Here is a 19,482-nt window from a genome sequence, read left to right as displayed (position 1 = left end):
GAAAAGCTGCATGTTTACTGGTAAGGCGGGTGAGATACCGCCATTTTTTTTATTGTAACCTAATTGTATCTTTTGTAATTTTTTTCGTGCAAATGGGTCGATTTTATGTGAAAATCTTGGTAGGGAGGGATGGAGATGAAGCTAACAGAAAAAGAATTAGAAATCGTCGAAATATTAGAAAAAAACGCGCGTATCCCGCTGGATACGTTAGCAAAAATGGCGTCATTGTCGCTTGAGGAGACAGCGGACATTTTGAAGAAACTTGAGGAAATGAAAGTGATTGTCCAATATGCTGCCATTGTTGATTGGCGGAAAGTTGATGGACATGAAGGTGTAACGGCGATGATCGATGTAAAAGTGACACCGAAGAGAGGTGTCGGCTTTGATGAAGTGGCGGAGCGAATTTACCGCTTCCCGGAAGTAAAGTCTGTTTACTTAATGTCAGGGGCGTATGACTTATCCGTCATCATCGAAGGGCGTTCAATGTCAGAGGTGGCCCAATTTGTCTCTGAAAAATTGTCAACGCTCGATTCCGTCATTTCAACGACAACGCATTTCATTTTGAAAAAATATAAACACGATGGTACGGTGTTTGATCAAGGAGAACAAGATCGGCGTATCGTGGTGGCACCATGATGCACGGCACGAAAACGTATTTGTCGGAAACAGCTACCCGTCTTAAGCCATCTGGTATTCGGCGCTTCTTTGATTTAGCAGCAAGCATGGAAGGGGTTATTTCATTAGGAGTTGGAGAACCGGATTTTATCACATCATGGAGTGTTCGGGAAGCATGTATTCTATCGCTCGAACAAGGTTATACGTCCTATACAGCGAATGCAGGATTATTAGAACTGCGGCAAGAAATTGCGGCCTATTTGTCCCGAAAATTTCAAGTCCAGTATGCTCCGGAAACAGAAATCATTGTAACAGTCGGAGCGAGTCAAGCACTTGATTTAGCATTGCGGACCATCGTCAATCAAGGTGATGAGGTCATTGTTGTTGAGCCGAGTTTCGTTTCATATGGCCCGCTTGTGGAACTGGCTGGTGGCGTACCTGTTCCGCTTGAAACGAGGGGGGCAGATGAATTTAAGATTCAGCCAGAACAGATTGAATCCGTTATTACGAGTCGAACAAAAGCCCTTATGCTTTGTTCTCCGAATAACCCGACAGGAACGGTCTTACACAAAGAAGAGCTTGAGGCGATTGCGCGTATTGTGAAAAAGCATGACTTGCTTGTCATTTCCGATGAAATTTACGCAGAATTGACGTATGACGAACCGTATACGAGTTTTCCGGCCATTGAAGACATGCGTGAACGAACGATCTTAGTATCCGGCTTTTCCAAAGGGTTTGCGATGACGGGCTGGCGTCTTGGCTTTGCAGCAGCCCCTTCCACAATTTTACAGGTGATGTTAAAAATCCACCAATATACGATGATGTGTGCTCCAACGATGGCTCAATACGCGGCAATTGAAGCTCTAAAACATGGTGAACAAGATGTGGAAGAAATGAAAAAAAGCTATCGGCGCCGGCGCAACTATTTTGTACAATCATTAAATGAACTAGGCTTGCGCTGTCATCTACCGGGAGGAGCCTTTTATGCGTTTCCATCTATTCAGTCGACCGGGTTGACGTCCGAACAGTTTGCCGAACAGCTGTTGCTTGAAGAAAGAGTCGCTGTCGTTCCGGGAAATGTGTTTGGCGCAAGCGGAGAAGGATATATCCGTTGCTCATACGCTTCTTCGCTCGAGCAACTGCAAGAAGCGATCAAACGAATGAGACGATTTTTGTCTCGCTTATAACTTCTCGTTCCGCCACCGTTTTCAAAGCGTGGCGGAACAATAAAGATAAAAAAGACAAATCCCTGTTTGGGAATTTGTCGATCGGTGATAAAAATGGAAAAACGAATCGTTTGTTATATGAATGCCCGTGTGTTTTAGAAATAAAACAAATTAGGATTTGTTATATTTAATGTCGTATAGCATTTGCATCACTCGCAAAAAATCTTCCTCGCTAAATTCCTTTGCTTTCCGCAAAATTAACTTCGCCCTTTTTACTCCAATCTCCTTAATTAAATGCTCAATTTCTGGATCGATTTCTGATGAATTGTACATTTCCCTTTCCATTAATTCAGAAGCAGGGACATCTAGTGCAGTAGAGAGTTTTAGAATGGTTTGTGTGTCAGGAATTTGTTCCCCGGACTCGTACTTTTGAATAGTGGCTGTTCCAACACGCACCTTTAGCGCCAATTCTTGTTGAGTCATCTTTCGTTGCTCGCGATACATTTTAATATTTTCACCAATTGTGCTCATCTCTTTGTCCTCCTTCCCTTTCCTTTATCCCCATCATACCATTTTTTATTCGTGATGATATGGAAATTACATCCATTTTACAGATAGGAAAAGGAATGTTACTCAATTTGTCGAATTTGTCATATCGCTTCTGTTTTTGATTCAAAAGATGAACAATGATATAATGTAAAATTGCATATCCAAAAGTATCCAAATTTAATGAAATAGGAGTGTTTCGCTTGTCAAAAATTGAAGTAGGACGTATTGTCAAAGGGAAAGTAACAGGCATTCAGCCGTATGGTGCCTTTGTTGCCCTTGATGGAGAAATACAAGGGCTTGTTCATATTTCTGAGATTTCACGTGAGTTTGTAAGAGATATTCATGATTATGTCAAAGTAGGAGATGAAGTGACGGTGAAAGTGCTTGCTGTTGACAAAGAAGCAAAACGTGCGAGCCTTTCAATGAGGGCTGTTGAGACAACGGAATCTTCTCAGAAAGGAAAACGGCAAGCAAAAGTAAAAGCAGCACTTGAAACAGCAACGGGATTTCACATATTGAGAGAAAAGCTTCAAGAATGGATTGAACAATCAAAACGGGAAGATTTGCTCAATAAATAAAATGAACACTCACCGAATGAGGTGAGTGTTAGACGTTTTTGTCCTGTTCAGCCCCTGTTGTTTTTATGTGCGAGAAGTTTTTGGTTCTGTACGTCCTAGTTCTTCGGCTGGCTTGAACAGAAGTGCAAGGTTAATTAATCCGGCAATACCAATAAGGCCGTAAATAATCCGAGATAAAGCGGCATCTTGTCCGCCAAAAATGGCTGCTACTAAATCGAATTGGAAGAAGCCTATTAAACCCCAGTTAATCGCACCGATAATCGTAAGTAATAGTGCAAAGCGTTGAAGTGCACCCATAAATAGATCCCTCCTTAATTTTGAATCGTTCGCTTATAGATTGCATAATCAATGCTAAAAATATGCATTGCTTCTTGAAAATCGAATTACTTTACAGGAGAAGGAAAAAGCATCCATAATAAAAAGAAAGGAGGTTTAGTACATATGCAAAATTTTATTTTTCGCAATCCGACAAAATTAATTTTTGGAAAAGGCCAAATTGAGCAACTGAAACAAGAGCTTCCGCAATATGGGAAAAAAGTGTTGTTTGTATATGGTGGAGGAAGCATTAAACGAAATGGTTTATATGACGAGGTTATCAACATTTTGCGGGAATTGAACGCTGAAGTATTTGAACTTCCGGGAGTTGAACCGAATCCGCGTCTGTCTACGGTACGTAAAGGGATAGAGATCTGCAAAAGAGACAATATCGAATTTTTATTAGCTGTTGGCGGCGGTAGTGTCATTGACTGTACAAAAGCAATTGCTGCAGGAGCGAAATATGATGGGGACCCATGGGATTTCATTACGAAGAAAACGACGGTAACGGAGGCGCTGCCATTTGGTACGATTTTAACCTTAGCTGCCACTGGCTCTGAAATGAATTCTAGTTCCGTCATTACGAACTGGGAAACGAAAGAAAAATACGGATGGAGCAGCCCAGTGACGTTCCCGCAATTCTCAATTTTAGATCCGACTTATACGTTGACCGTACCAAAAGATCATACGATTTATGGCATCGTGGACATGATGTCGCACGTATTTGAACAATATTTCCATCAAGCAACGAATACACCGCTGCAAGATCGTATGTGTGAAGCCGTATTGCGCACGGTGATGGAAGCAGCACCAAAGCTTGTGAGCGACTTAGAAAATTATGAATTACGTGAAACGATTTTGTATAGTGGAACGATTGCGTTAAATGGTTTCTTACAAATGGGAGTACAGGGAGACTGGGCGACACATAACATCGAACATGCTGTTTCCGCTGTCTATGATATTCCTCATGCCGGAGGATTGGCGATTTTATTCCCAAACTGGATGAAACATGTGCTTGATGAAAATGTTGGCCGCTTTAAACAATTAGCTGTTCGCGTCTTTGATGTAAATCCAGATGGAAAATCAGACCGTGAAGTCGCTTTAGAAGGAATTGAAAAGTTGCGTGAGTTTTGGGCAAGTCTTGGTGCGCCTTCTCGATTAGCTGATTACGGAATCGGTGAAGAAAATCTTGAATTAATGGCAGATAAAGCGATGGCACGTGGTGAATTTGGTAAGTTCAAAAAGTTAAACCGAGACGATGTGTTAGCGATTTTACGCGCATCGCTTTAATAAAACAGGGCTACCGTCAACGATGGGCGGTTCCCTTTTTTATATTTCGCGGCACTTTTTTCTAAAAATTTCACAAATGAATCCGCTTACAATGCGCCGGCTAACTTGATTATCGAAGCTTGTTTCGCTAAAGTGTAAGAAGGTAAAACATTTTTCGTTTGGAGGAACGAGTGTATGACACATATTCGTTTTGATTATTCAAAGGCATTGTCTTTCTTTGGAGAACATGAGCTTACATATTTGCGTGACGCTGTGAAGGTAGCCCATCATTCATTGCATGAAAAAACAGGGGCAGGAAATGACTTTTTAGGATGGATTGATCTTCCTGTTGCTTACGACCGTGAAGAGTTTGCCCGCATTCAAAAAGCGGCAGCAAAAATTCAATCGGATTCCGATGTACTGCTTGTCATCGGTATCGGTGGCTCTTATTTAGGAGCGCGCGCGGCGATTGAAATGCTTCAGCACTCTTTCTATAACGCGCTTCCAAAAGAAAAGCGGAAAACACCGCAAATTATCTTTGTCGGCAATAACATTAGCTCCACATACATGAAAGATGTAATGGATTTGCTGGAGGGTAAAGATTTTTCCATTAACGTCATTTCGAAATCAGGAACAACGACAGAGCCTGCGATTGCGTTCCGTATTTTCCGCAAGCTTATTGAAGAAAAGTATGGAAAAGAAGAAGCACGCAAACGTATTTATGCGACAACTGACCGTGCGCGCGGGGCATTAAAAACGCTAGCGACGGAAGAAGGATACGAAACATTTATCATTCCGGATGATGTCGGTGGTCGTTACTCTGTGTTAACAGCGGTTGGCTTGCTTCCAATTGCCGTAAGCGGAGCAAACATTGAAGAAATGATGAGAGGGGCCGCCCAAGCACGTGAAGATTTCAGTAAATCCGAGCTTGAAGAAAATGCGGCTTATCAATACGCAGCGGTTCGTAACATTCTTTACAATAAAGGGAAAACGATTGAAATGTTAATTAACTACGAACCAGCGTTACAGTATTTTGCAGAATGGTGGAAGCAATTATTTGGAGAAAGTGAAGGAAAAGACCAAAAAGGTATTTTCCCGGCATCTGCGAACTTTTCAACAGATCTTCACTCACTTGGTCAATATATTCAAGAAGGTCGACGCGATTTATTCGAAACGGTATTAAAAGTAGAAAAACCGCGTCATGACTTAGTGATCGAGGCCGAAGAAAGCGACTTAGACGGATTGAATTACTTAGCTGGTCAAACAGTTGATTTTGTCAATACAAAAGCATTTGAAGGGACGTTATTAGCGCATACGGACGGCAATGTACCGAACTTAGTCGTTACGCTTCCTGAATTAAATGAATATACATTTGGCTACCTTGTCTATTTCTTTGAAAAAGCATGTGCGATGAGCGGCTATTTGTTAGGCGTCAATCCGTTTGATCAACCGGGCGTTGAGGCATACAAAGTCAACATGTTTGCGCTTCTTGGAAAACCAGGCTATGAAGAGAAAAAAGCAGAGCTTGAAAAACGCTTGAAATAACGATATTTTTCAGTAAAATACTGACTAAAAATCATTCTTTTCTCGGAGTACAAAAATAGCTTTTGACCACATTTTTTCAAGAGCTGTTAGACATGTACTCCGAGAATTTTTTTGGGTTTATTATTGAACTAGTTTCATGTCCAAAATCATGTTGGATTGGTTCAAGTGGTATACCACCTTTAGACTCAGTACAACAAATGTGTGACACCAATCGTGAATGCGGATATCGGGCACGCTTGCTTTCTTTTTAATTCTTTCAAATGCTTTATGGAGTGTGCGGTCCTTTAGCTTTGAGCCATATGATTTACAAAAAAACGAAGTTAAGATTCGAATAGGCGGAACGGAATTTCATTTTGTTTTTTCATTTGATCTAGCCGAAATTTTTAAATCTACAGCTAATGAATGGGCCCAAATCGATCGTTCTCTTAGAAGTTTTTGTTTTTTAGGCGGATCAAAAGATCCCTCATTTTTTCGGTGATACGTTCATGTTTTATTAATGTTAATTCAAAATCGATGTCTTCTCGATGTAATGTTATCGCTTTACCTTTAACGATTTGGTATAGATGAACGTTGCGAAAAAGTAATATCGTTTTGTCTGTTTCGATAATCGTTTTTAAAAACCTTTGTACATGTTCTTTTTCTCAGTAGTAAATGTCATTCGAATTTTTCTGGTTCATTTTTTTATAACAATATTTGAGCAAGGAGTTTTTCAAAAATTCCTGATTCAACAGCATCTTTCATGGCGCTATTGAAGATGTTATGAATGTATTTTACTGTTGATCTTTTTCAATAAAATTGGTTAATGAATTTTTGGTACTGACGGCGGGAAGTATCGTTTACTCGTAAATAACCGAATTAGGGGATAAAGTTTTTATTTGAAAGGGTTTTGTAAGTCTGTTCTTTTCCTTTTTTGTATGTCTCTACCCACTCAAGAAAGTAATCTTTCACAAGCAAATGGTTATTTTCTTCATTTGTGTTTGATTGGACAATTCGCACTCTAATTGCGCGGCGGTCAGTTGTGCTTTTTTTGTTTTGAATCCTTTTCTGATTGCTGTAGTAGCAGAATCAATCCCGGCATCCATTTTAAACGTCCGCTTGTCGCCGTCTTTCATTTTGTACTTTGGGAACGAAGCCATTGTTTTACAAGTACTTCAGCGACTTTCCCATAGAACGAAAGTGTAGCCGACGTTCTAGGCGTTTGGCTACAAAATCGTGCTCTACTTTGATGAAGAAAGTGAGGGGATTTCATCATGAATTTTGTTCAGCAGATTTGTGATACAGAGAGGTTGAGGGGATTCAGCGATTTTTGAAAGAGCAGAACGAACGGGACTATATGCTGTATTTAATTGCCATCCATACAGGGGTTCGTATTACGACTTCATTAAAGGGGTAGTTGAATGATTGCATTGGGGAAAAAGAAGATGATGAATATTTAATTAAAAGCTGCAACGGGCATAACAAGCAGATGAGATCGAAACATATACGCTCCGTAAAACATCTGGTTATCACTTTTGCCAACAGACCAAAGACGTGGCAATACTGCAAGAAATCAAGGTACATTGATGTCAACCAAGATACAATGGGCAGAGCAAAATTTAGAGAGATCATTGTTTCATTAAGACTCGTTATAATTCCATTGATCACCTAATTCTTTTATTAAATATTAATTCTTAGAGTGCAAACAATACTAATGATTAAATCAAAAAGGCTATTCATTTTCTAAGAGAAGTGATAATATTCTTATTGAAATTCTGCATATTGGTGGTGTATATATGTTTTCGTCGTTAAAGCGATTCCTAATCGGCAGACCGTTGAAATCAACCGAGCTAGGAGAGCAAAAGTTGAACAAATTAAAGGCATTAGCTGTTTTATCTTCTGATGCTCTATCTTCGGTTGCGTACGGTACGGAACAGATTTTACTTGTTCTCGCGTCGATTGGCTTCATTGCATTTTGGTATTCCATTCCTATTGCGGTTGGGGTTCTTGTTCTATTGGTGGCACTTATTTTATCGTATCGTCAAATCATTTACTCTTATCCGCATGGAGGCGGAGCTTACGTTGTTTCTAAAACGAACTTAGGTGTAAATCCGGGGCTCATTGCCGGAGGCTCTTTACTGGTCGACTATATTCTAACCGTGGCAGTAAGTGTGTCTGCAGGAACGGATGCTATTACATCAGCGTTTCCATCCTTACATAAATACACAGTAGGAATTGCTATCGTTCTAGTTGTGTTTATCACTATTCTTAATCTTAGAGGCGTAACCGAATCCGCTTCCGTTTTGGCGTATCCTGTTTATTTGTTTGTGTTGGCACTCGTTATTCTCATTATTGTTGGGATTTTTAATATTATAAACGGACAAGTACCGGCTACCTTACATGCACCTATTGGTACTGCGGTGCCCGGAATTACATTATTCTTATTACTGCGGGCATTTGCATCTGGTTGCTCTGCATTGACAGGGGTAGAAGCGATCTCAAACGCCGTTCCGAATTTTAAGGAACCGGCGGCAAAAAATGCTGCCCAGACATTAGTGATGATGGGGTTTATTCTCGCGTTTCTATTTGTAGGAGTCACTTTTTTAGCATACTGGTATGGAATTGCTCCGAAAGCGGAAGAGACTGTTGTTTCCCAACTGGCTTCCAAAGTGTTTGGAAGAGGCTTTATGTATTACTTTATCCAAGGAGCAACTGCCCTTATTTTAGTTTTGGCTGCAAATACGGGGTTTTCTGCATTTCCTCTGCTAGCGTATAATCTGGCATCCGATAAATACATGCCAAGAATGTATCTTATACGCGGTGACCGTTTAGGATATTCAAACGGAATTATCACGCTTGGTTTTGCTTCTATTTTGCTGATTATCGCTTTTAAAGGGCAAACAGAGCAGTTAATCCCTTTGTATGCTGTTGGTGTATTCATTCCTTTCACTTTGTCACAAACAGGAATGATTGTAAAATGGGTGCGCGAAAAACCAGCGGGATGGATACCGAAGCTGCTGACAAACTTGCTAGGAGCTATCATTACACTAACCGTACTGTGCATCTTCTTTATTACAAAATTTGCTCAAGTATGGTCTGTGCTTGTATTTCTTCCGATTATCGTATTTATTTTTCATCAAATCCATAAGCACTATGATGCTGTGGCAGAACAACTGCGGGTCAATCCAAATGAGATTCCTGACAAAATAGAGGGGAATGTCGTAATTGTACCAGTGGCGGGAATAACAAAGGTAGTAGAGCAATCCCTCAATTACGCTCAAACCATTGGAGATTATGTAGTGGCTGTATATGTGGCATTTGACCGGGAAAGCGAGCTTCGAATGGAAGAAAAATGGAAGAAATGGAGGCCGGACGTTCGCCTTGTTACACTAATTTCTTCTTATCGCGATCTTATAACACCAATTTCCAAGCTAGTGGATATAATTGAAAGCAAGGCAGAAGAAAGAAACCATACAGTAACGGTTCTTATTCCTCAATTTATACCGAAAAAGGGCTGGCATAACTTTTTGCATAACCAATCCAGCGTTTTGTTGAGATTGTATCTTCTATATAAGAAAAATGTGATTGTCTCGACAGTTCCTTATCGACTTCACAAGTAAAAGGAACGGGAGATTCCTTATTAATAATTTTTATATCTTACGTATTCTGTTGTAAGCGGGGATGATTACTGAACGATCATCCCCGTTTTTATGCAATGAATGATAAAAATAATGATTTAATATTATTGCCTGTTAACTGAACAAGAAAATCAACCACATTCTTTAACAGATCATTCAGTAAAATTGAGTAATTTTTAATTCTACATAATCGCTCTTATGTAGAATAATTCTATTTGTCATTTTGATGACTGTTATTTAATTGCCTCTCATATCGCAGCAATGCTTAATATGAAAGGTATGAATCCTTCAACAGGAGCGACTATTGAAGAAAAAGTTTTGACTCCTGAAGTATTTATTGATATGGTAGATAGCTTTACTCAAATTTCCTCCTTTAGGATTTGTCTTAGTTATGATAATTAGGAGTGGACTTGCTGATCAAACCGGAATGATCTGTGCACTCATAAGACGGAGCAATATCGGTTACTCCTCCACGGTTATAATACTTGGTATTGTCGCGCTTGCTATACTAGGAAACGCCGTTGGTGATGCAGTTTTTATTGTTCTTCCTTCAATTGCTGCTATGGTTTTCGTTCTGATATTCCGATAAGGATGTTATAAAATATCTTGGGCAATCAATGGCAAGTATGGGACATTATATTGTTCTTGTTTTTGGAGTAGATCAAATGGATTGCTTTTTTTATTGGAGTAATTTAGGTCATTTTCTATTATAAGGAGTAAGTTTTTAGAAGAAACGGGGTTAACTGGCTTATCATTTCTCATGGTTAGCCTTAATTAATTTTATCTTAATCTTAGTAAGTTTCTTGGCAAAATGGACAGCTTTAGCACCCGTTTTTGTACCGATGTTGATGTTACTTGGTTATGTGATCTGGCAGTTACATCATTGGCTTATCAAATAGGAGATCCAATAACGAACCCGATCACTCCAATGTTAAAAATACGATCCTGACATTGGAATAGTAACATTAATTTTCAACACTGTTATTCTATTCGATATTCTGGATTATTTTATTTATCATCTGGTTTTTGTTGGTCCTTTCATTGAGAACAGGTGGGCAAATTTTCTTACCATAAACAGAAGACGAATCTTACAGACTACAAACATGGTTTGCCTTCTTTAAAGACTTGCCTAATTTTCTTTAAAGTAGATACATCTTCTAAGGGATTTCCTTCAACTAAAATTAAGTCAGCCCATTTTCCTTTCTCAATTGTTCCTACCTTTTTTTCGATTCTCAGGCATTCGGCTCCTACATAAGTTGCCGCGTGAATAACTTCCAAAGGAGACATACCCTCTGTTACCATTAGCTCCATTTCATCTACTATTAAACCAGGATAATTAAATGGAGTTCCTGCATCAGTCCCAACAGCAACCTTTACACCTTTTTTTAGCGCTCTCCGAAAACTTTGGCGATGCTCTTGTTCTATAATTTCAATTTTTTTAATCATATGTTTCGGTATGACTTCCGAGTGTTTCAAAATAAGAGTAGGGGCTAACAGCGTTGGAACTAAATATGTACCGTTTTTAACCATCATTTCAACAGCTTCATCATCAAGATAATATCCATGCTCAATTGTAGTAACTCCTGCCTTAATAGCGTTTTTAACCCCTTCCAATCCAATCGCATGTGCAGCTGTTGTTTTAGAGGCATGTGAGGCTTCTTTGCATGCAGCTTTTAGTTCATCTATACTTAATTGTGGAGCACCTGGATCATTTCCTTTTGTTAAAACCCCTCCTGTGGCCATAAGCTTCAATAAATCTGCACCAATCTTGATTTGTTTTCGAGAAGCTTTTCGAATCTCATCTACTCCATCAGCTTCAATAGCCATGGGATATCCATGTCCTCCCGTCATAGCAATAGGTTGCCCTGCTGCGTAAACTCTCGGTCCTAGAACCGTTCCGTTCTTTACAGCATCCCGATAAGCAATATCTACGTTATTTTTTGTTCCTAGGTTACGAACGGTTGTAATGCCGGCTTTTAAAAATTTTTGTCCTTGGTCATATGCTATAAAGGCTGTATCAGCTTCTCGATCAGTTGCTATTTTTTTGAATGGATCCGGTGAACAGTCCATCCCTAAGTGAACGTGAGCATCAATCAAACCTGGAAGAATCGATAGACCGCTTCCATCAATATTAATGTCACCTTTGTCTGTTATTGATGTTTCTGTTACGTCGATAATTCCGGATTCATCGAAAAGAACAGTACCTTGCTCGTATGGTTGTTCTTTTTTACCAGAAATTATTCGAACATTATAGATACAATATTTCATTTCTCTCACCTCAATTTCTATTCTATCGCTTTTATCCATTTTTTTGAAAGTGAAAATTCCATTTGTTATAATAAATGATAGTATTTAACATTAATTACTGGGGGTGGATTTACATATGACAAGAGAACTTTTCTTAGAAGACAGTTATAAAAAAGCACATCATGCTCAAGTCATAGACATTAAGGAAGACAAAATTATTTTAGATGAGACGATTTTCTACCCTACAGGTGGTGGCCAACCTCATGATACGGGAATTATCAAACAAGGAAATGAGACATTTAAAGTGAATAAGGTCCAAAGAGAAAATGGACAAATTGTCCATTATGTAGACAATGTTGAAAAACTAAAACAAGGTCCTGTAGAGATACTGATAAACTGGGATCGACGATATAAATTTATGCGCTATCATTCCCTGTTACATGTATTAGCCGGTTATCTTTATAACAAATTTGGAGCTTTAGCCACAGGAAATCAAATTTTTGAGGACCGGGCAAGAATAGATTTTCAATTTGAAGAACCCTTAACAGACGAACAATTTAAAGAGGTTGAAGATGAAACAAACGAGTTAATCCAAGAAAATCATCGAGTCTCAATACGAACCGTTAGCCGTGAAGAAGCTGAGAAAATTGATGGTTTTATTAAAACAGTTATTAATTTGCTACCTCCTTCTATTAAAAATGTTCGACTCGTTACTATTGGTGACATTGATGAACAGGCTTGTGGCGGAACACATGTAAAGGAAACAAAAGAAATAGGTCCTTTTCAGATTTTGAAAATCAAAAGTAAAGGACAAAACAAAAGACGCTTAGAAGTTACTTTAACATAACAAAAACGCAATTTTATTTACAATATATGTTATTCATTTACTGTTATGATTGATATCGATCTAAGTCAATATCGATTTTAAATCTTTTTGCATTGTGCAGTGTTGCTGCTTTTAATCAAGTTGTTTATTCCCTCTATACTGACGTTCGTATGCACTTAATAGAAAAATCGATATATACAAAACGATTATTTTAAAAATATTTAAAATTTTTAATAATATGTTATTATAGGAATGTAATTACAATAATGTAATTTTAATGACGGGAATGGAGGTATTCTGATGACTCAATTATCAGTAAAGACATGGGATGTTGTGGAAACTGATAAGCTCTCTAAAAAGTTATTGGACGGCCTCTTGAAGGGGGAAATCGGCGCTGTTCGTATCCCGAATTTTCTGTCAAACGAGACCTGTGAACAAGCGCTAAAGGGGATTAAGAATTACGGAATTGATTATTATGAAGGGGTTTATCCGAAAATAGGAAAGATTGGAATTACTCAATTTGAGCACCGTTTTAGTAAAGACAAGAAAAAAGAGTATTTCAAAAAAGCTCCTAAAGCAAATAGGGCAAGAGAGTCCATCTTTCGAGATTCGGGTGACTTATTAAGGAAAGTGATTGATTTTGTTAGCGAAGCTTGGGAATTTGATGTTGATATAGCAGTTGAAGAAGAGACGGGTGAATCGTACTTCGCCGGCCTTGTTCGAGTTATGAGCCGAGCTCTCATACATATTGATTGGGCAGGGGGACTGGATGGTTTAAACCCCGAATGGACCATTGGAAAGATCCATGCTCAGCTGGCTTGGAATATCTACTTGCAGCCTAGTTCAGCCGGTGGATCTACTGTTGTTTATCAACGGCAGTGGAGAAAATCCGATGAAATATATTATAAACTAAAGGATAGTTACGGTTATGACCCAGAGGTTGTAAAAAACGTCGATTTCGTCAGAATTGCACCGAAACAAGGGGAATTGGTCTTTTTTAACCCTCAGCATTATCATGAAGTTCAAACAACAGAAGGCGATACTGAGCGTATTACGGTAAGCTCTTTTATTGGGTTAATGCCAAATGGAAATTTAGTTTTTTGGTCATAAACAAAATACTAGACAACCATCCTCTCAAAACGGCATGGTTGTCTAGTTAAATGATATAACACTAAAAGACCTTTTCTAAAGAAGAGAAGGTCTTAAATTATACTAATTTTACAGCCGAAACCATAATTCTTATCGCAAAATAAATCAGTATACCCCCAAGTAGACGGTCGAACCAGTATGCATACTTTTTATACAACGACCTAAATTTTGAGTAAGAAATCAGAATAGCCAAAAGAACAAACCATCCCCCTACGGCAAAAATAATTTCGGATCCATATATCCAATGCGTCCATCCAGTTGTATCCCTTTTAATAAATTGAGAGAAAATACTTAAAAAGAACAACGCTGCTTTTGGGTTTAAAACATTACATAGAAATCCCTCACGAAAACCTTGCATTAAAGTTTTGTTATTCTGAACTGATTCAACTTCGCTTTTCAGTTTTTCATCGTTTTTAGGCGGAGCTGAACGGATCGCATTATAACCTAACCATATCAAGTAAAGAGCTCCTAAAATTTTTATCGAAATAAATAAACTAGGATATGCCTGCATTACATATGCGAATCCTAAAATGGTGTATGTGATGTGTACAATTAAGGCCAAAGTAATCCCAAACGCCGTAGCAATTCCAACACGATAACCGAATTCTAGACTATTTCTCATTACAACGAAAAAATCAGGACCTGGAGACATTGCGGCTAAAATGCCTACCAAGAACACCTCTAAAAACATAAATTGTCTCCCCTCCAATAACAATAAAATAATATTTAATTTCCGAAATTTAAACCGTATTTAAATAAAAAGTGCTCTACTCTTTGAAGTGTCAATGGTTTTGCACAATTAATTGAAAAATGTTATCACTTAAGTAAAAAGACCAAAAGCTATAGTGAGTGCTTGTTGGTTGAACTCCCATTAGTACATAATAAAAAGCTATGTAAGGAACATAGACGCACAACCTATGTTCCTTCTATAGTGCTATCAAACGCTTTATATGTAAAATTACTACTCTAAGCTTTTTCGTTAAAAAAATTTAGTACCTTCAGAGAGTTTAAGTTGTTATCCTTATTTTTGCAATTTATCTTTAAATTGTCAATGAAATATGAATTGTGTAATTCATTCGTATATGTTTGCTAAGTGCAGTAATATCAATAGATTCAGCGGATCACCCAATTACATAAAATATAAGATATGGGTAATTTGAATAAATACTTCTGAGAAAGGTGTTTCTGTCGTTTTATCCACTTGTAATATCCACTTCGAGATACGCTTGTTATCTCACATAATGGTTGAATCGAACCATAACACCCAGCCATTTCTTGAAGGATCACGCCCTTCTTATGAGCGGGTACGGCTTCCTTTCCCCTTTCACATCTTTAAAGCTTTTTAGAATCCCTACTTCCGCTTTCAGACGCTTTATTTGTGTTTTTGTTTGGTTCTTTCGTTTTGTCCCGTTTTTCTTCTAGATTATTCATAGTGTTTCACCCATCGACGTATCATGGAACTGATTATTAGCTACAGTTTCGTAGACATGCCCTCTATAAATTCACTGCTTTCTTTTTGTTTTCGGATTTTCTCCGTAGAAAAATCCTCTTATAGCAGGTTCTATTTACTATAAGGGGATCATATCAATTATTGGCAGCAATGCGTGAATTGGGAAAATTAAGAAGACAAAGAGTAAAAGTGGATGTTGACGTATCTGGAGCATTGAAGGGATTAAAAACATTACGGCGAGAAGCGGATGCGACATTGAAGGCTTTCGAGAGGGTTCGAGACATCAAATATACAGCTACGACAGTCATACAGGATGCAGTGGATAGTGAGCCATTCGCGGAGAGAATCCGCAAAGAAATCGTAGAACGCAGCAATGCGTTGAAGGAAAGAATCGGAGCTAAACGACAATGTTTGTCTAAACAACAGATATTTTTCTAAGCAAAATATGTTCTAAATGCAAAAATAGGTGAAGGGAATGGGACGATATTAAGGAGGAAGAAGAAAAAGGAAGCATAACCGCCACTATACAGTGAAAAAAGGCAGTGTTGCAAAAGAGCCATAATTTTTTAATTATTTTTGTCATTTTTGGTTCATTTCGTGTATAAATATATAACCGTGAAAATAAAAAAATCACCCGGTATGGCAGTACCAGGTGAAGAAATGAACTGCTATCTGACAAGAACCACGATTAGAGCAAGAAAGGTAATGATAAAAAACAAGAAAGCAGAAAAAGCTAAATACGTTTTGCTCATATTTTTCACCTCCCTTGTTACCTTTATATTTTTAACAAAGGAACTTTATGCCATTTTTTTTGAGAAATTTGAATATTTTTTGTGCAAAACAAACGAAATCTTAATTATGACGAATTGGGGTTTGTCGACATTGATGAATAAAAATATAGAAAATATCTCCTTTTGTCGTATTGAGTAAGCGAAAGGAGATGAGAATAATGGAATTTTTGAAATTAGAAAGGCTAATTTTGATAAATCAGTACAAAATATTTAGAAAAATTACATCCAGATGAAGCAAATGATTACAAAAGATTAAGAACAGCATTAGAACAAGGGGAATCGATCTATTATGATGATTTGTTTGAATGGATCGGCGGCGATATCTCTATAGAAAAATGTCGTGAGGTACTGAATGAATATATGAGAAATGTATAGAACCCTTAATTCTTCTTATTAGAAAACTTAATGATAAAGGAGATGTTAAGGAATCAGATCTAAAATCTGCTGGATTTGATGGTAATACCGAGACTTCATCATTAGCATATGCGAAATATTTTATGCACGAGTTGGATAAGTACAAAGAATTACGTAATACAAGTCATTATCTGGATTATGATGTTGCTGCAAAGATAGAGTAAAACTTGAAATTTTGCGCGTGAAATAAACATTGATGAACCACATATCATCATGGCTGTGCTAGCCCACCGCTCCTCAATTGCTTCAATACCCGTTCGATGACGGCACGAAAACCAAACTGCCACTTCTCGAATTTTGTTTTCAGAAAGATGGGAATGACACGATCATAAGAATCTTTTCGTTCATTACTATTCCGACGATTCATAGGCGAAACGAAAAAGATTCCGGCTTGCTTCATTACTTTACGAACGTTGTCACTGTCATATGCTGCATCACCAAGCGCAGACTCGATAATGCTATGGGATTTTTACGTATGAGTTGTGCGTTTTGCCACAATGTAGATGGGGGACAAGCTATGAAACGCATAGAAACAATGGAACATACAGTAAAGCAAACAATGGAAACATTGCCAGAAACCATGGTCTTTCGGGTTACAAACGAAACAAGTGGATGTTGAAGAGTTAGTAATCTTCTGCGTAAACATGTAGATTGGATTTCAATTAACCCATGATTATAATTGACGATGAATATACAATCTCTTTGGCGTCAAAACGATGCGATTTTAGTAATAAAGCACTATATCGATCTTCCTGATGGAGAATATATAAAAAATGAATTTTTTAATACGAAAGAGTCCATTTGGGCTCTTTTTATTTTGTTCGAAAAGTGTGAGACGATGGAACAACGCATTGAAAAGCTCAAATCAAATTTAAGCGAAGTGAAACATGAAAGCAAGATCGACAAAATCGAGTCCAAGACACCATGGACTGCCGGACTGATTCTAGGTGCTGTTGCTGAAGGAAGTATGTAATGTGACATGGACAAAGCAAGTAATTTTATTTTGCTTATCGTTGTTATCATCAACGCTTGTGTTAAACATGATTGGTTATCAAACGATTTAGTGAATGATATCATTACTGCTGTTTCCGGGATAAAAACAACTATCTTAGCAAGAAAGGATGCAAACAAAAAGAGGTACTGAAAAAAGTATGGATTATCGTAAAGAGCGGCGGAATCGTTGTTTTGTTGAATTTTTGGCTAACTAACGGGCAGGGTGGTAAAATAAGAGTAAAATTATTATAAAGGGAGCTATGCTTGATAATGGCAAATGATAATCTATTGAAACAACTTAATGATATAGATAATGAATTGCATAAGCCTTTTCCTTATAAGGATGCCTGTAAGATACAAAAAGATTTTGACGATAAGTTTTCAGAGATTCAGGATGAGGAAAATTGCTTAACATGTGATTTTGATACTTATTGTATGAATATTGCTGGGATTTTAAGTTATGTTCTGAGAGGAAAATCTAAAGATATTCCTAAAGGTCAAATCGAGATGCTTCAATTTTCCTTCTTTGAATTATTTAATCAATATAAGTTTTTTGAAGATAAAATCATACAGTATGAGGAGTTTTACCAAGAATATATGAACTACGAAAAGGCACGAAAATTGCTGTTGGAGTACCTGTCAGAATAACTAAACCTTCTTTAACTAGCTAGCGGATGCAATAGCTGGATAAGAGACCGATTTATGATTTTAAAGGGGTTCACTTGCGGGAGAGAAAACACGAAATAACACAACTATTAGCAGACCAATTCACATAGGAATTGGTCTTTTTATTGTTTGATATGTAGTATCACAACTACATTAAAATCGATGGTTATATGGAATTTTATGTTAATATATTTGTATATAAGTTATTCAACTAACGAACAGGTTAGTTTAACAAACACATTTGGGGATTTGTGCTAAAATCCCTGTAAAGGAGGGGATTACGAAAAAAAGATAGCTAGAAAGTAAGAATGAAGCGGTTATTAGAAAAAGGGGGAGAAACGGTTTTGAATTTACTGGAAGTTAGAAATGAATTATCTGTAAGAGGCAAAAATGGCATATCATTTTTACTAGCAGCTACAATTATTTGGGCAATTATAACAGTCATATTCTTACAACCATTTGGAATCAAGGAGAAAAATGTCTTTATGTTATACTCAACTGGTTTGATGTTTCCATTAGCAATAATCATCTCAAAGATGATTAAAGCAGATTGGAAAGCCAATGATAATCCATTAAGTAAATTAGGTTTATACTTAAATTTAGCACAGATTATGTATTTTCCCATAATATTTTGGGCATTTGTAAAGAGTCCCAATAACATGGTTCTATTTTTCGCAGTTATAACAGGAGCTCATTTTTTTCCATATGGTTGGCTTTATAATACAAAAGTCTATTTTATAATAGCACCCATTATATCAATACTGATTATGATAATCGGATGGGCAGTAGCTGTTGAGAATTTATGGCTTCTTCCTTTTACTATGGTAATTTCCCTTTTGTTCTTAAATTTATTGCTTTATGTAGATTACAAGAAAAAGTGTAAGTAATTCTCTTAAAATCTTTGTTCAACTACAACAATAATAAATATAAAAAACGGTCGGAATGAAAATCCGAGCGTTTTTCTTTGTAATTTATTTATGTTGCCACTTTTGCTTCAAATATCGTGCTAGTTCCCTGGCTATTTTAGTGTTTTTTTAACATTTTCTCTTCCTGAAGTGACCCCATTACCATTTCAGTCTTTTTTCTTTGGACTAAAAACCAAATTTAACAGAGACACCCATGAAACGTAGCATGAAAATAACTCCCCTTTATTTTGAGGGGAGTCTATTATTTATTTAGATAAGGAGAGGATGAAATCACAAAAGACTTCATTAATGACTTGCCAAAAGGGCGATGCAAAAAATATGGCACGATAGTACAAGTATTATACAAACTCAACAATATCAAAGATTCCA

General features: G+C 37.4%; 20 protein-coding genes and 1 pseudogene. 17 read left to right on the top strand and 4 right to left on the bottom strand.

What is annotated here, in order from left to right; translation table 11 throughout:
• Nucleotides 1–135: 135 nt before the first annotated feature.
• Together HNR31_RS11550 and HNR31_RS11545 are read left to right on the top strand one after the other, a co-directional pair.
• A complete protein-coding gene (locus HNR31_RS11550; RefSeq protein WP_181556393.1) occupies nt 136–636 on the top strand; it encodes an Lrp/AsnC family transcriptional regulator in 501 nt (166 codons plus the stop codon).
• Nucleotides 636–1,802 (top strand): aminotransferase, encoded by a 1,167-nt coding sequence (locus tag HNR31_RS11545; protein WP_181556392.1) that lies wholly within the window; start codon nt 636–638, stop codon nt 1,800–1,802. The genes HNR31_RS11550 and HNR31_RS11545 overlap by 1 nt, the downstream gene beginning before the upstream one ends.
• A 150-nt stretch (nt 1,803–1,952) precedes the next feature.
• Here the strand turns inward: HNR31_RS11545 and HNR31_RS11540 are convergent, their stop codons facing one another.
• Complete coding sequence (locus tag HNR31_RS11540) at nt 1,953–2,312, bottom strand: helix-turn-helix domain-containing protein (protein WP_181556391.1); 360 nt, start codon at nt 2,310–2,312, stop codon at nt 1,953–1,955.
• A gap of 218 nt (nt 2,313–2,530) precedes the next feature.
• On the opposite strand from HNR31_RS11540, the gene yugI reads away from it, so the two are divergent.
• Nucleotides 2,531–2,908 (top strand): S1 domain-containing post-transcriptional regulator GSP13, encoded by a 378-nt coding sequence (yugI, locus tag HNR31_RS11535; RefSeq protein ID WP_181556390.1) that lies wholly within the window; start codon nt 2,531–2,533, stop codon nt 2,906–2,908.
• Between the two features lie 63 nt (nt 2,909–2,971).
• Here yugI and HNR31_RS11530 read toward each other — a convergent pair whose 3' ends face one another.
• The gene (locus tag HNR31_RS11530) at nt 2,972–3,205 is read right to left on the bottom strand and encodes a DUF378 domain-containing protein (protein WP_181556389.1); all 234 of its coding nucleotides are present in this window, start codon (nt 3,203–3,205) and stop codon (nt 2,972–2,974) included.
• A 144-nt stretch (nt 3,206–3,349) separates the two neighbouring features.
• On the opposite strand from HNR31_RS11530, the gene HNR31_RS11525 reads away from it, so the two are divergent.
• The 6 genes and pseudogenes from HNR31_RS11525 (at nt 3,350) to HNR31_RS19305 (ending at nt 10,364) form a co-directional block, all read left to right on the top strand.
• Entirely contained in the window at nt 3,350–4,513 is a 1,164-nt protein-coding gene (locus HNR31_RS11525; RefSeq protein ID WP_181556388.1) for an iron-containing alcohol dehydrogenase, read from the top strand.
• Nucleotides 4,514–4,687: 174 nt separating this feature from the next.
• Nucleotides 4,688–6,037 carry a glucose-6-phosphate isomerase gene (locus tag HNR31_RS11520; protein ID WP_181556387.1) on the top strand — a complete coding sequence of 450 codons (1,350 nt, stop codon included), beginning with the start codon at nt 4,688–4,690 and terminating at the stop codon, nt 6,035–6,037.
• A gap of 1,464 nt (nt 6,038–7,501) precedes the next feature.
• Nucleotides 7,502–7,597: pseudogene (locus HNR31_RS19315) on the top strand (site-specific integrase); the annotation flags it as partial.
• Between the two features lie 212 nt (nt 7,598–7,809).
• Nucleotides 7,810–9,633: an APC family permease gene (locus tag HNR31_RS11510; protein ID WP_181556385.1), complete on the top strand. Its 1,824-nt coding sequence runs from the start codon at nt 7,810–7,812 to the stop codon at nt 9,631–9,633.
• A gap of 367 nt (nt 9,634–10,000) precedes the next feature.
• Nucleotides 10,001–10,240 carry an AbgT family transporter gene (locus tag HNR31_RS19310; RefSeq protein ID WP_374058308.1) on the top strand — a complete coding sequence of 80 codons (240 nt, stop codon included), beginning with the start codon at nt 10,001–10,003 and terminating at the stop codon, nt 10,238–10,240.
• Nucleotides 10,241–10,268: 28 nt separating this feature from the next.
• Nucleotides 10,269–10,364 carry an AbgT family transporter gene (locus HNR31_RS19305; RefSeq protein WP_181556383.1) on the top strand — a complete coding sequence of 32 codons (96 nt, stop codon included), beginning with the start codon at nt 10,269–10,271 and terminating at the stop codon, nt 10,362–10,364.
• Nucleotides 10,365–10,746: 382 nt separating this feature from the next.
• On the opposite strand, the gene HNR31_RS11490 is transcribed toward HNR31_RS19305, so the two are convergent.
• Complete coding sequence (locus tag HNR31_RS11490; RefSeq protein ID WP_181556381.1) at nt 10,747–11,919, bottom strand: metal-dependent hydrolase family protein; 1,173 nt, start codon at nt 11,917–11,919, stop codon at nt 10,747–10,749.
• Between the two features lie 115 nt (nt 11,920–12,034).
• Between HNR31_RS11490 and HNR31_RS11485 the strand changes: the two genes are divergently transcribed.
• Nucleotides 12,035–12,745, top strand: a complete 711-nt coding sequence (locus tag HNR31_RS11485) for an alanyl-tRNA editing protein (protein ID WP_181556380.1) — start codon at nt 12,035–12,037, stop codon at nt 12,743–12,745.
• Nucleotides 12,746–13,024: 279 nt separating this feature from the next.
• On the top strand, nt 13,025–13,834 hold the full coding sequence (locus HNR31_RS11480) for a 2OG-Fe(II)-dependent halogenase WelO5 family protein (protein WP_181556379.1): 810 nt from the start codon (nt 13,025–13,027) through the stop codon (nt 13,832–13,834).
• Between the two features lie 97 nt (nt 13,835–13,931).
• Here the strand turns inward: HNR31_RS11480 and HNR31_RS11475 are convergent, their stop codons facing one another.
• A complete protein-coding gene (locus HNR31_RS11475; RefSeq protein ID WP_181556378.1) occupies nt 13,932–14,564 on the bottom strand; it encodes a LysE family translocator in 633 nt (210 codons plus the stop codon).
• 900 nt (nt 14,565–15,464) lie between these two features.
• On the opposite strand from HNR31_RS11475, the gene HNR31_RS11470 reads away from it, so the two are divergent.
• The 6 genes from HNR31_RS11470 (at nt 15,465) to HNR31_RS11445 (ending at nt 19,074) form a co-directional block, all read left to right on the top strand.
• Complete coding sequence (locus tag HNR31_RS11470; protein ID WP_181556377.1) at nt 15,465–15,761, top strand: hypothetical protein; 297 nt, start codon at nt 15,465–15,467, stop codon at nt 15,759–15,761.
• A 548-nt stretch (nt 15,762–16,309) separates the two neighbouring features.
• Nucleotides 16,310–16,489, top strand: coding sequence for a YfbU family protein (locus HNR31_RS19300; protein ID WP_181556566.1), 180 nt, complete (start codon nt 16,310–16,312; stop codon nt 16,487–16,489).
• Complete coding sequence (locus HNR31_RS19295) at nt 16,471–16,692, top strand: YfbU family protein (protein WP_181556565.1); 222 nt, start codon at nt 16,471–16,473, stop codon at nt 16,690–16,692. Before HNR31_RS19300 ends, HNR31_RS19295 begins: the two co-directional genes overlap by 19 nt.
• A 521-nt stretch (nt 16,693–17,213) precedes the next feature.
• On the top strand, nt 17,214–17,501 hold the full coding sequence (locus HNR31_RS11455) for a hypothetical protein (RefSeq protein WP_181556376.1): 288 nt from the start codon (nt 17,214–17,216) through the stop codon (nt 17,499–17,501).
• A 290-nt stretch (nt 17,502–17,791) separates the two neighbouring features.
• Complete coding sequence (locus HNR31_RS11450) at nt 17,792–18,169, top strand: YxiJ family protein (protein WP_181556375.1); 378 nt, start codon at nt 17,792–17,794, stop codon at nt 18,167–18,169.
• A 326-nt stretch (nt 18,170–18,495) separates the two neighbouring features.
• Nucleotides 18,496–19,074 (top strand): DUF7010 family protein, encoded by a 579-nt coding sequence (locus tag HNR31_RS11445; RefSeq protein ID WP_233414608.1) that lies wholly within the window; start codon nt 18,496–18,498, stop codon nt 19,072–19,074.
• Nucleotides 19,075–19,482: the final 408 nt, after the last annotated feature.

The organism is Thermaerobacillus caldiproteolyticus (assembly GCF_013761245.1).
Classification (GTDB): domain Bacteria; phylum Bacillota; class Bacilli; order Bacillales; family Anoxybacillaceae; genus Thermaerobacillus; species Thermaerobacillus caldiproteolyticus.
This window is presented reverse-complemented; position numbering and strand designations above follow the sequence as displayed.

Excerpts from the sequence above, each read along its gene's own strand:
- HNR31_RS11550 (WP_181556393.1), top strand. The coding sequence starts at position 136 with ATGAAGCTAACAGAAAAAGAATTAGAAATCGTCGAAATATTAGAAAAA.
- HNR31_RS11545 (WP_181556392.1), top strand. The coding sequence starts at position 636 with ATGCACGGCACGAAAACGTATTTGTCGGAAACAGCTACCCGTCTTAAG.
- HNR31_RS11540 (WP_181556391.1), bottom strand. The coding sequence starts at position 2,312 with ATGAGCACAATTGGTGAAAATATTAAAATGTATCGCGAGCAACGAAAG.
- HNR31_RS11530 (WP_181556389.1), bottom strand. The coding sequence starts at position 3,205 with ATGGGTGCACTTCAACGCTTTGCACTATTACTTACGATTATCGGTGCG.
- HNR31_RS11525 (WP_181556388.1), top strand. The coding sequence starts at position 3,350 with ATGCAAAATTTTATTTTTCGCAATCCGACAAAATTAATTTTTGGAAAA.
- HNR31_RS11520 (WP_181556387.1), top strand. The coding sequence starts at position 4,688 with ATGACACATATTCGTTTTGATTATTCAAAGGCATTGTCTTTCTTTGGA.
- HNR31_RS11510 (WP_181556385.1), top strand. The coding sequence starts at position 7,810 with ATGTTTTCGTCGTTAAAGCGATTCCTAATCGGCAGACCGTTGAAATCA.
- HNR31_RS19305 (WP_181556383.1), top strand. The coding sequence starts at position 10,269 with ATGGCAAGTATGGGACATTATATTGTTCTTGTTTTTGGAGTAGATCAA.
- HNR31_RS11490 (WP_181556381.1), bottom strand. The coding sequence starts at position 11,919 with ATGAAATATTGTATCTATAATGTTCGAATAATTTCTGGTAAAAAAGAA.
- HNR31_RS11485 (WP_181556380.1), top strand. The coding sequence starts at position 12,035 with ATGACAAGAGAACTTTTCTTAGAAGACAGTTATAAAAAAGCACATCAT.
- HNR31_RS11480 (WP_181556379.1), top strand. The coding sequence starts at position 13,025 with ATGACTCAATTATCAGTAAAGACATGGGATGTTGTGGAAACTGATAAG.
- HNR31_RS11475 (WP_181556378.1), bottom strand. The coding sequence starts at position 14,564 with ATGTTTTTAGAGGTGTTCTTGGTAGGCATTTTAGCCGCAATGTCTCCA.
- HNR31_RS11455 (WP_181556376.1), top strand. The coding sequence starts at position 17,214 with ATGAATATACAATCTCTTTGGCGTCAAAACGATGCGATTTTAGTAATA.
- HNR31_RS11450 (WP_181556375.1), top strand. The coding sequence starts at position 17,792 with ATGGCAAATGATAATCTATTGAAACAACTTAATGATATAGATAATGAA.
- HNR31_RS11445 (WP_233414608.1), top strand. The coding sequence starts at position 18,496 with ATGAAGCGGTTATTAGAAAAAGGGGGAGAAACGGTTTTGAATTTACTG.